Annotated in this window: 11 protein-coding genes; 5 read left to right on the forward strand and 6 right to left on the reverse strand. The window is 42.2% G+C overall.

Annotated elements, in window-relative coordinates; all coding sequences use genetic code 11:
• Positions 1-6: 6 nt before the first annotated feature.
• Positions 7-1,998 carry a 1,4-alpha-glucan branching protein GlgB gene (glgB, locus tag AAFF35_RS03665; RefSeq protein ID WP_342331061.1) on the forward strand — a complete coding sequence of 664 codons (1,992 nt, stop codon included), beginning with the start codon at positions 7-9 and terminating at the stop codon, positions 1,996-1,998.
• Here glgB and AAFF35_RS03670 read toward each other — a convergent pair whose 3' ends face one another.
• The 3 genes from AAFF35_RS03670 to AAFF35_RS03680 all read right to left on the reverse strand — a co-directional run bounded on the left by AAFF35_RS03670 (position 1,999) and on the right by AAFF35_RS03680 (position 7,798).
• On the reverse strand, positions 1,999-4,728 hold the full coding sequence (locus AAFF35_RS03670) for a CHAT domain-containing tetratricopeptide repeat protein (RefSeq protein WP_342331062.1): 2,730 nt from the start codon (positions 4,726-4,728) through the stop codon (positions 1,999-2,001). It abuts the gene before it with no gap.
• Positions 4,716-6,716, reverse strand: coding sequence for a PKD domain-containing protein (locus AAFF35_RS03675; protein ID WP_342331063.1), 2,001 nt, complete (start codon positions 6,714-6,716; stop codon positions 4,716-4,718). Before AAFF35_RS03675 ends, AAFF35_RS03670 begins: the two co-directional genes overlap by 13 nt.
• Positions 6,717-6,811: 95 nt before the next feature.
• On the reverse strand, positions 6,812-7,798 hold the full coding sequence (locus tag AAFF35_RS03680; RefSeq protein WP_342331064.1) for a hypothetical protein: 987 nt from the start codon (positions 7,796-7,798) through the stop codon (positions 6,812-6,814).
• Between the two features lie 145 nt (positions 7,799-7,943).
• Between AAFF35_RS03680 and AAFF35_RS03685 the strand changes: the two genes are divergently transcribed.
• On the forward strand, positions 7,944-8,513 hold the full coding sequence (locus AAFF35_RS03685; RefSeq protein ID WP_342331065.1) for a sigma-70 family RNA polymerase sigma factor: 570 nt from the start codon (positions 7,944-7,946) through the stop codon (positions 8,511-8,513).
• The gene (locus tag AAFF35_RS03690; protein ID WP_342331066.1) at positions 8,513-9,244 is read left to right on the forward strand and encodes a tetratricopeptide repeat protein; all 732 of its coding nucleotides are present in this window, start codon (positions 8,513-8,515) and stop codon (positions 9,242-9,244) included. Before AAFF35_RS03685 ends, AAFF35_RS03690 begins: the two co-directional genes overlap by 1 nt.
• A 96-nt stretch (positions 9,245-9,340) precedes the next feature.
• Here the strand turns inward: AAFF35_RS03690 and AAFF35_RS03695 are convergent, their stop codons facing one another.
• The 3 genes from AAFF35_RS03695 to AAFF35_RS03705 form a co-directional block, all read right to left on the reverse strand.
• Positions 9,341-9,760 carry a hypothetical protein gene (locus AAFF35_RS03695; protein WP_342331067.1) on the reverse strand — a complete coding sequence of 140 codons (420 nt, stop codon included), beginning with the start codon at positions 9,758-9,760 and terminating at the stop codon, positions 9,341-9,343.
• 124 nt (positions 9,761-9,884) lie between these two features.
• The gene (locus tag AAFF35_RS03700) at positions 9,885-10,727 is read right to left on the reverse strand and encodes a DUF6266 family protein (protein WP_342331068.1); all 843 of its coding nucleotides are present in this window, start codon (positions 10,725-10,727) and stop codon (positions 9,885-9,887) included.
• Positions 10,728-11,096: 369 nt separating this feature from the next.
• Entirely contained in the window at positions 11,097-11,615 is a 519-nt protein-coding gene (locus tag AAFF35_RS03705; protein WP_342331069.1) for a tetratricopeptide repeat protein, read from the reverse strand.
• 386 nt (positions 11,616-12,001) lie between these two features.
• On the opposite strand from AAFF35_RS03705, the gene AAFF35_RS03710 reads away from it, so the two are divergent.
• Positions 12,002-12,499: a hypothetical protein gene (locus AAFF35_RS03710; protein WP_342331070.1), complete on the forward strand. Its 498-nt coding sequence runs from the start codon at positions 12,002-12,004 to the stop codon at positions 12,497-12,499.
• Positions 12,500-12,503: 4 nt separating this feature from the next.
• Entirely contained in the window at positions 12,504-13,430 is a 927-nt protein-coding gene (locus tag AAFF35_RS03715; RefSeq protein ID WP_342331071.1) for a TIGR01777 family oxidoreductase, read from the forward strand.
• The last annotated feature ends 16 nt before the right edge of the window (positions 13,431-13,446 follow it).

Genomic DNA, 13,446 nt, shown 5'->3' on the forward strand with positions numbered 1-13,446 from the left:
ATTTTAATGAGCACATCAGGTAAAAGCAGTTCCAATAAGAAAGTAACCGGTAAAAAGATCGAGACAACTCCTGTTTTAGAAGAACGCAGCAAAAGCGTTTGGCCACATAGCTTGTTTACTGATTTTGACATTTCATTATTCATTTCAGGTAAGCACTTCCGTTTGTATGAGAAAATGGGCGCACATCTCCTAAACATCGATCAAACGGCTGGTGCTTATTTTGCCGTTTGGGCACCTAATGCGCAACAGCTGAGCGTAGTGGGGAACTTTAACAAATGGGATCAGGCCGCACATCCTTTAAATAAGCGCTGGGATGCCTCCGGTATCTGGGAAGGCTTTATACCGGGTTTGAAAAAAGGGGAAGTCTATAAATATGCCATTAAAGGTTTTGATGGGGTAGACATCCAGAAAGGAGATCCTTTTGCTACGCGCTGGGAACATCCGCCACGAACGGCTTCTGTAATTTGGGATACCGATTATAAATGGAGAGATAAGCCCTGGTTAAAGAAGCGTCCAAAGCTGAATGCCTTAAACCAGCCGATGTCTGTTTATGAGTTGCATCTGGGCTCCTGGCAAAGAGATCCGGCGGAGCCTAAAAGAGTCCTGACCTATAAAGAGATTGCCAAAAGCCTGGTTCCTTATATTCTGGACATGGGCTTTACCCATGTGGAGCTGATGCCAATCATGGAATATCCTTATTTTCCTTCCTGGGGGTATCAGATTACCGGATATTTCGCGGCGAGCTCCAGACATGGAACACCTGAGGAACTGATGTACCTGATCGATGAACTGCATAAAAACAACATTGCGGTAATCTTGGATTGGGTCCCTTCACATTTCCCAGGAGATGCGCATGGACTTTATCATTTCGATGGAACGCACCTTTATGAACATGCCGATATGCGTAAAGGTTTTCATCCGGACTGGAAGTCTTATATTTTTAATTACGATAGAAATGAGGTTCGCTCCTTCCTGATCAGCAACGCTTTATATTGGCTGGATCAGTTTCATGCAGACGGACTTCGGGTGGATGCTGTGGCGTCTATGTTGTATTTTAATTTTTCGAGAAAGGAAGAAGATGCGGCCACCAATGAATTTGGAGGAAGCGAAAACCTGGGCGCCATTCAGTTTCTAAAAGACCTGAATGAAGCGGTTTACGGTAATTTCGAAGGGGTCCATACCATCGCAGAGGAAAGTAGTACTTATCCGGGCGTAACACATCCTGTACATGCCGGGGGCTTAGGCTTCGGAATGAAATGGATGATGGGCTGGATGAACGATACGTTAAAGTATTTTAAAAATGATCCCATCAACCGGAAGTACCATCACCATCAGCTTACTTTTAGCATCACTTATGCTTTCAGTGAAAACTTTATGCTGCCTTTTTCTCACGATGAAGTGGTCCATGGCAAGTCTTCCATGATTTATAAAATGCCGGGTGATGAGTGGCAGAAGTTTGCAAACCTCCGTCTTTTATATGCATACATGTTTACGCAGCCAGGGACAAAGTTGTTATTTATGGGGAATGAATTTGCTCAGACCCATGAATGGGATTTTAAAAGCTCACTCGACTGGCATTTACTCCAGCATGCACCGCATTTGGGGATGCAGAAAACAGTAAGGGCGATTAACAATTTATACCGTTCTGAGCCTGCCTTGTATGAACACAGTTTTTCTTATGAGGGCTTTGAATGGATCAATGCTGATGATGCCGCACATTCTGTCTATATCTACCTTAGAAAGGGAAGCAAAGCAAAGGACACTTTAATTGTGATCCTAAACATGACACCGGTATATCGGGAAAATTATCGGATTGGATTGCCATTTAAAGGCAAATGGAAAGAGATTTTTAGTACAGATGCGCAAGAGTTTTTTGGAAGTGGCAAGCACAATGAAAAACTAATGGTCTCGGAACAAGTAGATTGCCATGGTCGTGAAAATTCCCTGGTATTGCAGATCCCACCATTGGGAGCGATCATTTTAAAACAAGGGAAATAATCATTTTTTCCATCGGTAAAAAGCAAATGCTGCGGCAAGGCCAATCAGGATAAACGAGCTATAATAGTAAATCGGAGACCATCCCGCTTTGGGAAGGTTGATGCTTTGGTCATAGCCCATAAAGATGAGCGCATCCCAATAATAGGGGAGGTATTGATTGGCACTTTGCTGAGGACTATTTAGCCAGTTTAACTTTGCTTCATGTAAGGACCGGCTGATTTCCTTTCCCCCGAGTAGATTTTTATAGGTCTCTGCCGTTATTTTCGCGGCCGCGTCATCATTTACATTCCAGAGCGTAGCAATGGTGCCTTGTGTTCCAATGGCAGCGAAACCTCTGCTTAGGCTAATGATGCCTTCTCCATCTGCCATCATCCCATCTGCGGTTCTGCAGGCACTGAGTACCACCAGACCGGGTGCATTTTGCAGGGCCGACAACTCAAATAAGAACACCTGATCATCATAAAAAGAGAGCGTGGGCTCTTTCCGTACACCTGAAAGGTAAGAATGGCTACTGATGTGTAACACATCTGCCTGTTCAAAGGCCTTTAGGAAATCTTTTGTACCTGCATCTTTATCCATTAAGAATTCGCCGGAGACCAATTTTTTTAAGGAAGCTGCTTCAAGGGCAACTGCAGGAATGGCCTGTTTGTTGTCGCCCTGATGGGTGATGAACAATCCTGCAAATTTTTCCGTTCCCAGGCCGCGTTTTTCGGATAAGCTATTGTGCTTTCTTTTGCTTTGGTTGATCCAGGTTTGGATGGAGAAAGCATAAGCAATGTTTTGTTTTTTCAAAAGAAATGGCCATTTGGAAATAACGGTTTGGTAGGATTGATCGGTAATCAGTCCTTCAAAAGAAAGTTTTCCCAGTGCTTCGTCAGGGACAATAATCAGGTGCTCATTTTTTGGAAAACTGAAGTCGCCCATTAAGGTCTGGTAACAACGGTATGATGCGTCGAAGAAAGCTTTAGGATCGTTCATCATGGCTTCCGGGCCATGGCTGTAATAGGTCTCTACAAAATTACTGATCCTTTGTTTTACTGCTGCGGCATGCTTGATTCTGGTGACCTGCTTCAGCTGCCTGTTGTTGATCTCAATGGCGTAAATATCGCTGCTACCGGAAAAGAATTCGATAAAATGCGCCTTGGCAGGCAGTCTTTTCAGCATGGTTTCCGTATTCAGTTCGGTAGCTACATTCCAGGCCAGGGCGGGATAACGTTCCCTTATTTTTTTATTGACGTATTCCAGTTTAAATTTCAGGTCAGCGCTGGTTTTTGCGGCATGATGAATATCTCCGGGATCTTGCAGTGCCATTTTTTCCTGATAGGCGATGGCGCTTTCCAGATTTTGTTTCTGAATAAAGAGGGGTTCTTTGGTTTGAAGAATCAGTTGTTGCTGATTACGCCTGATGTCGTCCAATAAAGTCCTTGCTTTGGTTTGTTCCATCAGGTTTAGGATGACTTCTGCATAATGCTGCTGTTTGGTTTTTTCCAATAATCCAAATGCGATGGCGATGGCTTTCTCTGCCATTTGCTTCGTTTCCGATTGAAAACGTTGTTTTGTTTTTACGTCAGCGAGCTCAAAGCGGATTTTATCTCCCGCTAAAAGCGACCATCTGATGTTTTGAAGGGCTTCTTTTTCTTCTCCTAAAAGAGAGTAAACCAGGGATCGTTGATAAAATACATCCTGTAAACGGTTGTCGCCGAAAATTTTGTTGGGATTGATCTGCCCTTCGGAATTTAAAAGCCCCAGGGTACTTAAGGTTTGATTGAAAAAGCTCAAAGCCGCCTTGCCTTGTAGTGTGCTCAATTTTATTTTCCCCAGTTGGGTGATGATGCGGGCTTTTTCCCGTAACCTGTTTCCTTTGTAATACTGTTCGTTGGTTTTTAAGGCCAATTGGTAATAATGGGCTGAACGTGGTAGATTTTTTAGGGCCAGATGAACATCGCCGGCGGTAATGTAACTGCTCAATAACCAGTAGGCCGTTTCTTCATTTTTTATGGTATTTTTTTGTCGGGCAATATTGTTGGAAATAACCGCCTCTGCTTCCTTTAATTCATTTTTATCGCTGTAAATATCAGCAAGGGTATTGTTTAAAAGAATAGATAGGGGCGAGGTTGATTTGACCTTTTGTTTGCCCAGCTGAATACATTCCAGGGCTTTTTTGAAATCTCCGATGGAGCGATAAGAAATGCCGAGGTTATTGTATGTGGAAGCAGTAAGTTCGTCATTGTGTTCCTTCAAGGCAAAGTTTAGTGTTTTCTGCTGGATAAAAATCGCCTTTTCATAATCTCCAAGCCGGGTATAATTATTGGCCCAGGGTTTTAATACAAAATCAGAAATGTCCATATCGACATGATGCTCCAGCCAGTAATTGTAAGCCTGCTCATAACAATTGATGGAGTTGAGGATATTTCCGGCATACATTTGATTATAGCCCTGGTGACTCAATAACAATAGCCAGGCCTGCATTTCTTCGGCAGATTTTGGGCCTCGCCAAGCGTCTGCAGAGCTGTTCATCAGAAAGGAGAGGGTCTCCCTGGGATGTGCCTGGGTATAGTCAATTCTGGTGTAGATCCAATCACTCAGATTGTTGCTTCTTTTGAGTGAGTCAAGCGATCTTTTTATAGGCGCAGGCAGGACCTCTGTTTTTTGTGCGGCGAGGAATGTTGAAAACAATAAGAGAAAGGCGAAAAGACTGCCCCTGATCATTTTTCTGATTAGAATTTCCACGTTAAATAAGTGATTAACCTGTTGTTGCTATGTTGCAAAGTATATAAATAACGGAAGCCGATAGCCGGACCAACATGCACCTTCCCCACTTGAATATCGGCAAAGAAGGTATTTTGAAAATCATTGAAGCTGCTGCTGATCTTTTTAAAGCTTTTTATAATCGGGGGGCTGCTTCCTGCTGCGCTTGCTTCGAGCACAATGGTTCGGAGCGGTGTGGCCTGTTTATCAAGGTTAAAGGAAACCAATGTGCCAATGCCGGCACCGAAATATTTGTTGAAATTGCGCCTGATCTGTAGCGGGACCAGGTTGATCGTAACTACCCTGATCTTTGCGGTGCTATCAACATAATCGATCTTTTCTTCTTTTCTATTCGGAACGGGGATGAACCTTCCATCTCCAGGTGTTCTTTTGATCAGGAATTCTTTTTCTGAAAAGGAGTTCATGTACAGCTCCGCCTGAAAAAAGTAACGGTGTGGGGCATAAGGCGCAATACTCAGTCCGAGGGTAATGTTCTTTTGTCCGGAAAAGGGACTGTTGCCGCTTTCAAATGGAAAACCATACCCAGCAATGATTCCCGGTGATAGTCCTGTCTTATATTTTCCTGTAGCCCTGTTGGTATAGATTGGCTCATTTTTGTCAAAGACAATTGCTGCGCCACTTCTGAAGGGCAGTTTTTTAGGTTTTTCCAGAAATCCGATCTTATATTCCACATAACCCATGGTGGAATCTGCATCATTCACTCCTTTCTGCTGTAAGCCTGGGAGATAAATGTTTTTGAAAACAAAATGAACGCTATCAACTGTTCTTACGGTATCCATACAGCTTTGATTAACATAGGCTGCATCACAATTTACAATTTTGGGTTTTGAATCCAGGATCTCAATTGACGCGATATTCAGGTTTGGGGGAATGGCTACACCAACATCTACCTTTTTTGCGGGTCCTTTACCCGTGTTTTGGAATTTAACTTTATAGGTTAATTTTCTATTTTTTCCGGTAAAGCGATAATTCATTCTGCTGTTTTTAAGCATCATTTTATTCGGATCATGAGAAGCTACAATCTGCAGTTCCATCGTGAAAAATTCAGTCGCTGCCAGTGCATCGTCAGGAATAAACATGCCTGTGAGTTTGACTACCGCATTGGTGTCTTTAATCATTTCTGGTGTTGTTTTTAAATGAAGAAAGAGAAAGTTCTCCTGTCCGGATTTTAGGTTTTGGAATTTCCAACCTTCCGCTTTTCTAAAAGCGTTCATTTTTTCTTTGATCAAAGCGCTGCCTTCCGGATCAAATACCGGGATGGTAGTTTCCGGAGCAGCCGGCCCTTTTAGTGAGGCGGTATATGGATTCAGGGTTTGTTGTTTTAAGGCGGCGAAGCTGCCATATTTATCCATCTCCGACTTTTTCTCGTTGTAATAACTTCGGACTTCAGCGAGTTCAAAGTTGTCTTTATTGAATTCTTTGTCGTTGTATAAAAAGGCAATGGTACCGCTTAAATTGGCAATGCCATTCTCCGGTTTATTCCGATATCCCAATACCAGCATCATGTCATCACCAGGTTTAGGCATGCAATTGGTTTTCATTTCAATAGATCCGCCGGATTTAAAGAGCGAGGAACCTTGATTTGATGCAAGGACTGGTCTGCTGGTTCCTGGTTTTAATGGTTTTGGCCGGGTTGGCGGGCGTTTGCCATCATCATAGCTGTTGGTTGCAAAAAGCCTCACCTGATAAAGCTTGTCGTCTGGAAAAAAATGCGTTGGCTCTTTCTCGAATGAAAAACTTCCGTCACCAAACTCCCAGAAATAAGTGTAAAATGGTTCCGGAGCTCCGGCAATTTGTCTTAGTGGCCTTAAGGTAGAGCTGAATTTTATTCCATTGGATTCCGATTGATGATGGATGATGGCGGGAACAGTATCCGCCGGAACGATTTGCGTCTGGGCAAATGCCGTTCCAAAGGAGAGTAGAGCGAGTATACAGACTAGTTTTTTCATCTTAGCTAATAAATTTAACAATAAAATCCTTAAAAACCAGAAAAGATAAAGCCCTGTTAAGGGCCTTATCTGATGGTATTGGAGCGCTTGTTTTTTTAGTAACTGTCGAGGCTATTGATGGCTGCCTGAACTGCCGATTCTGTAGTCTCAGCTAAGGTGAGAACCACATTCTGTCCGGCACTGATGGTCACTTCCTGTGAGGCGTAGTAAAATCTACCATCTTTGATAGAGAAAGAAAGCATACGTCCCTCGACTCCGATCGGCATCATGTTGTCGTAACTTTTTACTTTATTCGCTCCAGCAGGCGTATACAACTGAGCAGCAACATTACTTCCTTTGGCACAGAAGAAAACATACGTTTCTCCGCTGAAAGCGTGGAAGTTGGCAAAGGTTCCAGGATTGTTGTTTACTTCAACAGTGATGGTTGTTTTAGGATTGGCATAGCTATAGAATACATCGCAGTTAATCCATCCCAGTGTTCCAAAATCAAAGGTAAAGGTCGAATTTGTCGCATTTACTTCTTTCTGACCTGCACCATTGGCTTGTGGTCTTGGTGCTTGCCAGGCCATTTGATTATTACCCGCAGCAACCAGTGGTTTGTTGTTTTGATCTACACCTATCCACAGTTGGGTTGCGCCTTCTCTTTTAGCAGGAATAGATATTTTTACGGGTACCGCCAGGTTTTGATCTACACTGCTGCCATTGGCTTTTACATCGATAAAGATAAATCCATCGGAGGCAAGTGGTGCTCCTGAAGCATGATTGGTATTGGCACCGGTAAACAATACGGTACTTCTTTTCAAAACTTCATAGGCTTCAACAGTTACGGTACCCGTTACTGCTACGCCACCTTTAGTTAGTGAGCCGGCAGGGAAATTAATTTTTGTTCCTCCTGCAAGGGTAACCGTCTGAGGTAATGCGGAAGCATTGATTTGTAAAGTCTGTTGCTGGGCGCCGAATTTCGCTGTGAAATCTTTTGCGTTTTGTACCATCCCTTCGTTGGTACCTTTGTCTTTTTTACATGCAATGGTTAAACAAACAATTGCAATTAATACGGTGGAGATTAGGTTGAACTTTTTCATGTCTGTAGAATTTTAAATAATTGTGTGATTCGAATAGATATCAAGAACCCTGAAATATTGTTACCCCCCTCCGATGATTTTTTTTTATAGCTTGTCAAAAGAAACTTTAAATTAGCAGGAACATCCCTTTTATTCAATCCGTTATATGGCTAAAAACATACATACAGATCAACGTTTCATTGTCGGACTGGTAAATAATGATGCGGTCATTATTAACGACATCTATAAACGTTGTGCGCATAAAATAAAATCATGGATCACTTTTAATAATGGGAGTGAAGATGATGCGGCGGATATCTTTCAGGAAGCTTTAATGGACATATACCGGCAGGGGAAATATAAATCGCTGGAACTGACCTGCCCTTTTGAACCTTATTTGTTATTGGTTTGTAAACGTAAATGGCTGAACCAGATTAAAAAAAGATCAATTCTGCCGGTAACAAATTCAGAGGAGGATTTATTATATATCGGGGAAGATACTTTTGCTCAGGCGGATGAGCTGGAAAATCAGGCCAGACAATCGGACTTATTTTACAGCGCATTTGAAAAACTGGGGGCACGCTGTCAGGAAATCATTTCCTGGAGCATGAAAGGAGAAGCACAGGAAAAAGTTGCAGAAGCACTTGGCGTAACTTATGGTTACCTGCGCAAAAAGAAATCTGAGTGTATGGCTTCGCTGATAAAAATGGTTCAATCAATTAAAACGGAAGAATAATGGCTAACGAGGATAAATTAACCGATGTTGCACGGTATGTGGAAGGGGATATGGAAGCAGGAGAGCGACAGGCTTTTGAGGCACTGCTCAGGGAGGATGCTGAATTACAGGGTCTGCTGACGGAATATAAGGATATCCACCAGACCTTAAAGATGAAGATCGCTCCTGATGCCCGGGATAAAGCGGTGGAAAACACATTGACGGAACTGAATGGGAAATATTTCAGGAAGGAAGGAAAAACGATCGCTTTGAATGGTTATTTGAAATGGATCAGCATTGCAGCAGTGTTGGTGATCGGACTGTTGGTGTGGGCGCCATGGTCTGCCGGATTATATGAGAAATATGCCATCAGCAGGGAAATGTCTGTAGCGGAACGTGGAACTGGCGCGGAGCAAAAGATAGAAGATGCGGCAACACTTTATAATACCGGCGACTTCTCGGGAGCCGCAAAAATACTGGCCTCTGTTTATCAGTCCAATCCGGAAAGAGCAATGGTTGCTTATTATTATGGGATTAGTTTAATAGAGAACAATCAGGAACAGGAAGCACGTAAGGTGTTGCTAAAGCTGTATGAAGGAAGTTCCGTTTTTAAATATGACGCGTTATACAACATTGGACTCAGCTATGTGAAAGAAAAGAACGATAAAGAGGCGCTGGTATGGCTGTCTAAGATTCCAGCAGAGGATAACAACTATGGGCAGGCAAAGGAACTGATCGGAAAATTGAAATAATATAAAAAAGAACTGGTATGCAAAGCGCCTGATCATGATCTATGATTCAGGCGCTTTTTTAATAATGGATATTCCTATGGCTAAGTTCAGCCGGTCTTAATCGAAAGCAATTTGTTCGGGTCCGGAGACTTTGTTGATGTGACAGGCACATATCCCACCTGTTACTTTGATGATCGCCGATTTTGTCTGCCCGGTTTTCTCGAATGTACCTGTAATTTTTAAATCATCACCTTCTTCAGAAAGACTTTTCGTATTTCCGTCATCTACGACGATATATGATCCTTTTGTAAGGTTTGCCGCCATAGCGGAATTTGCATAAACCTTTTCTCCGGTCCTTTGGTTGATTACGGTAAAGTCTTTGACTTCTGCGGCAAGCGCTTTGTTATCAACGAATTTTAGGACTATGGAGCGAAATTCTTCAGTGCAGATCTTGTGCTCACAATCTGAATCGGTTGTCTTTTTTTTACAGGATAGCAATGCGCTTCCTATTAATAATGCAAGTACCAGGTTTCTCATAATTTATCGGTTTTACTGATAAACGAAACAATCCCAAAAAACGCTACAGCTGAAATTAAGGAAGACTGTTAAATTGGTACTGCAGAATAAATATAGGCGTAGAAAAAAAGTTAATGCTAATCTTTTAACCAGGACCTCCTGGAAGGTGCGTTAATTGCTCCTTCAGAGACAGGTATTCTACTTTCAGATTCCGAAAAGCTTTGTCTTCGTTCTTCTGGGCCATTGCAATCTGTCTTTGCTGGGTTAGATAATCGGTTTCAATCTGATCAAACCTGGTTTTTATGGTGATGTATCTTTCCTGGGCGGCTTGTTCTTCGGCACTTTTTAGGGTTCCATTTATGTTTCCCAGATAGATGCTGTTTGAAATCTGCTTTCCATCGGCTGATTTGAAGCAGGCATAGGCCTCTATGGGGCCATCTATCTGCCGTTGCTCATCTAAGGTTATAAATGCACTGCCAGCATCTCTTCTTGACGCATTCAGTAATGATTTTCCCATTTTTATCAAGGGAAAACAGAGCTGAATCATGAGGATGTCATCACCATCGTACCCTCCCGTATAACTTTCCGGATTCCAGTTTACGATCAATCCTGTTTCCGTTTTACTGATGCTGAAATCCCTTGCTCCGGGAAGTTGCCCATAACTGAGTACCACCTTGCTGTAATCTACGCTGATGTTAGGATATTCTCCCTGCAATGCCTGTTTTTTATTGTAAGAGACCGCAAGGTTGTGTGCATTTTTTACGGTTCCCCTCGCTTCCAGTTCAAAACTGTTGGTAATGAACTCCTTCATCTGTTTTATAAGAACCATTGTGACCTTCATGGCCTGATAATTGGCCAGTTGTTTAATGCTGGGCTCGCCTTGTTCACCGATCAGCCTGCAGACTGGCTGTCCTTTGAGCATGTAGTAAACCATGTTTCCGATTTTCCCATTGGGACAACCAAAAGCGCTTTTTGATAAGATTGCCATAATTTATAAGTTAATTGTGTAATTGAATATACGTTTAATTTTCAGTTACAACAATATCTGTATGGTAATTTTTTTCAAAGAAAAGACAGAAGCTGTATATAGGCTCTTCCCTTTTGTAGAAATTAAAATAAATTTAAGTCTTATTCTGGCAGCCTCTGAATGGGCTGCAGGCCGGTCGAGGCCCTAGCAACTCCCAGCTAAGACCGCTATAAAAACCACATAATTGAAGAGACTGTGTAAAGCGTTTGGGAATTACGGCAATAGGATAAGTAATTCAGGAAGGAAGCCTGACATTACAGCATGGCAATCAATCAAATAAAAAGCCGGAAGATTTATCTTCCGGCCATGACCAGCTCATGCAGGCTTTTTTTATTCGAAATTATAAATGACAGGTTGCGTCAACTGTTTCTTATCTCTCAACCGTTGAAGATTGTCATGTAAAGCACTCTTATCTTCGATACCGGTACTGCTTAGCAGCGCTTGCTTATAAAGCTCATTTGCGGCTTCCCAACGTTTATCCTGCTCTGCATAGTTCCCCATTTGCTCGTAGATACAGCACTTGCATACGCCTTTTACAAGGAGCGCCTGACTGAAAATCTGTTCTGCTAATTTTGACATTTCCAAAGTGCTTAGCAAACGGAGGTAGGGAAGGTAAACATCCGGAAATTCCGGTTCCAGTCCGATACACTTTTTATAATAGTATCCGGCAGTCTGATAGTTTTTGAATCTATCCTGATAGATATTTCCCAAATGGTAATATGCTCTGGCATATTCCGGGTCAATCTGAATAATTTCGTTCATTAGGTGAAGTGCTTTCTGAGGCTCGCCGTGTTCCAGTTCGTCGATGGCTTCAAGATATTTCTCTTCGATGGTATATAAAATGTCCATAAGGATCCTTTTCTTTTTTTGTTCCGGCTGTTAAAACTTCCGGAGGGCTATTAAATCTTTGATTATTGGTAGTGCTGAATATCCTGGAGTGGCCTTAGATCCCGGATAGAAGGGGAAGGTCCATGCTTATCCGGTGCAGGCAAACCACTGGGTTGCTGCTGTTGATTTGGATATATTGGTACTTAAGCATGATCTTTTTTTACAAATGTAAGGATATGTATCTAAATATCAAAAAGTTTGGTTTTTGTGCAATATTTTGAATGATAAAAGGAGCCTGATCTTTTTGCAGACCTGCTGGAACAGATAGGAAAGATTTCAAAGGAATATTATTTATTATCAAACTTTCAGTAATTATTGAAAGTTTGATAATTTTGTTATATTTGTATATGGAAACGCTAAAAACACGCATGATGCTTTACAATGGAGACTACCCTGGCATTCAGCAATCTTTAAAATGGACTTATCGCATCGCCTTTCTTATTTTCACCTGGTTCGTTACTGGATTCATATTGACGGCCTATGTAGAATTATTGAAGGAATTGATGCCAGTTGGTCATGCTTACCGGGAATACCTGATTTGTGGCGGACAAATCGTTTTTCAGGGAATCATCATCAGTTTCCTTTTTCCGGCGCAACGCTGGACCTATCTGGGGAACATGATGACCATTTCTTTTGCCGGTGCTTTGTTGCTGCTACCTGGCTTATTACTGGCTCAATATCTGATCCTTCCCGCTATTTTTTATGCGCTTTATTTTATGGGGGTTGCAGGATTAATGTTTCTGGAACACATCCGGAGAACTAGACTTTTGAAACTTAGAAATACATTGACCATCACCTGGGTAGCCTACCGCATCATGATCCTTTTAATCATACTTTTAGCTTAATTATATGAAATATCGTAAAGTAATACTTGCAGGAGGTAATGGATACCTCGGTAATGTGCTCGCAGACTATTATAAAGAACTCGCAGAAGAGGTCTTGATTCTAAGCCGTAAACCCGGGGCTGCCAATGGTAACATTCGTACAGAAGTATGGGACGGCAAAGAGGAAGGAGATTGGGTAAAATCATTGGAAGGAGCCGATCTGTTGGTTAACCTTTGCGGTAAGAATGTCAATTGCCGTTATACCCCTAAAAATCAGGCAGAAATCATCAGTTCCAGAACAATTCCGACAAGATTGCTTGGAAAAGTGATCGGCAAGATGGCTCAACCGCCAAGACTTTGGATCAATGTGACCTCAGCTACCATTTATCGTCATGCGGAAGACCATGCGCAAGACGAAAGCAATGGAGAGCTGGGATATGGATTCTCTATAGAGGTTTGTAAGCAATGGGAAAGGGCGTTTTTTGAATGTGAAACACCAAAAACAAGAAAGATCGCTTTGAGGATGGGAATCGTCCTCGGTAGAAATGACAGTGTTTTTCCAAGGTTGTTAAACCTGGTCAGGTTTGGATTGGGAGGTCAGCAGGGAGACGGGCAGCAATATGTTTCCTGGATTCATGAACATGATGTGGCCCGCTGTACGGAATGGCTGACTGATGAAGAAAAAATGGAAGGGATCATCAACTGTACGGCACCGGTGGCGGTTAAAAATATGGAATTAATGAAGGTGATGAGGAAAGCCTATGGTATTCCTTTCGGCTTACCTTGTCCGCAGTGGTTGTTAGAAATTGGGGTACGGTTAATCGGTACTGAAACTGAATTGGTCTTGAAAAGCCGTTGGGTTTCTCCTAAGCGCTTGTTGGAAAATGGTTTTACTTTTCAGTTCGCAGAAATTAAACCTGCTGTGCATGATATTTTAAGCATCAGGGTTTAAATTCGATCAGTTCTTT

The organism is Pedobacter sp. FW305-3-2-15-E-R2A2, assembly GCF_038446955.1.
Lineage (GTDB): Bacteria > Bacteroidota > Bacteroidia > Sphingobacteriales > Sphingobacteriaceae > Pedobacter.

Excerpts from the sequence above, each read along its gene's own strand:
- glgB (WP_342331061.1), top strand. The coding sequence starts at position 7 with ATGAGCACATCAGGTAAAAGCAGTTCCAATAAGAAAGTAACCGGTAAA.
- AAFF35_RS03675 (WP_342331063.1), bottom strand. The coding sequence starts at position 6,716 with ATGAAAAAACTAGTCTGTATACTCGCTCTACTCTCCTTTGGAACGGCA.
- AAFF35_RS03680 (WP_342331064.1), bottom strand. The coding sequence starts at position 7,798 with ATGAAAAAGTTCAACCTAATCTCCACCGTATTAATTGCAATTGTTTGT.
- AAFF35_RS03685 (WP_342331065.1), top strand. The coding sequence starts at position 7,944 with ATGGCTAAAAACATACATACAGATCAACGTTTCATTGTCGGACTGGTA.
- AAFF35_RS03690 (WP_342331066.1), top strand. The coding sequence starts at position 8,513 with ATGGCTAACGAGGATAAATTAACCGATGTTGCACGGTATGTGGAAGGG.
- AAFF35_RS03695 (WP_342331067.1), bottom strand. The coding sequence starts at position 9,760 with ATGAGAAACCTGGTACTTGCATTATTAATAGGAAGCGCATTGCTATCC.
- AAFF35_RS03700 (WP_342331068.1), bottom strand. The coding sequence starts at position 10,727 with ATGGCAATCTTATCAAAAAGCGCTTTTGGTTGTCCCAATGGGAAAATC.
- AAFF35_RS03705 (WP_342331069.1), bottom strand. The coding sequence starts at position 11,615 with ATGGACATTTTATATACCATCGAAGAGAAATATCTTGAAGCCATCGAC.
- AAFF35_RS03710 (WP_342331070.1), top strand. The coding sequence starts at position 12,002 with ATGGAAACGCTAAAAACACGCATGATGCTTTACAATGGAGACTACCCT.
- AAFF35_RS03715 (WP_342331071.1), top strand. The coding sequence starts at position 12,504 with ATGAAATATCGTAAAGTAATACTTGCAGGAGGTAATGGATACCTCGGT.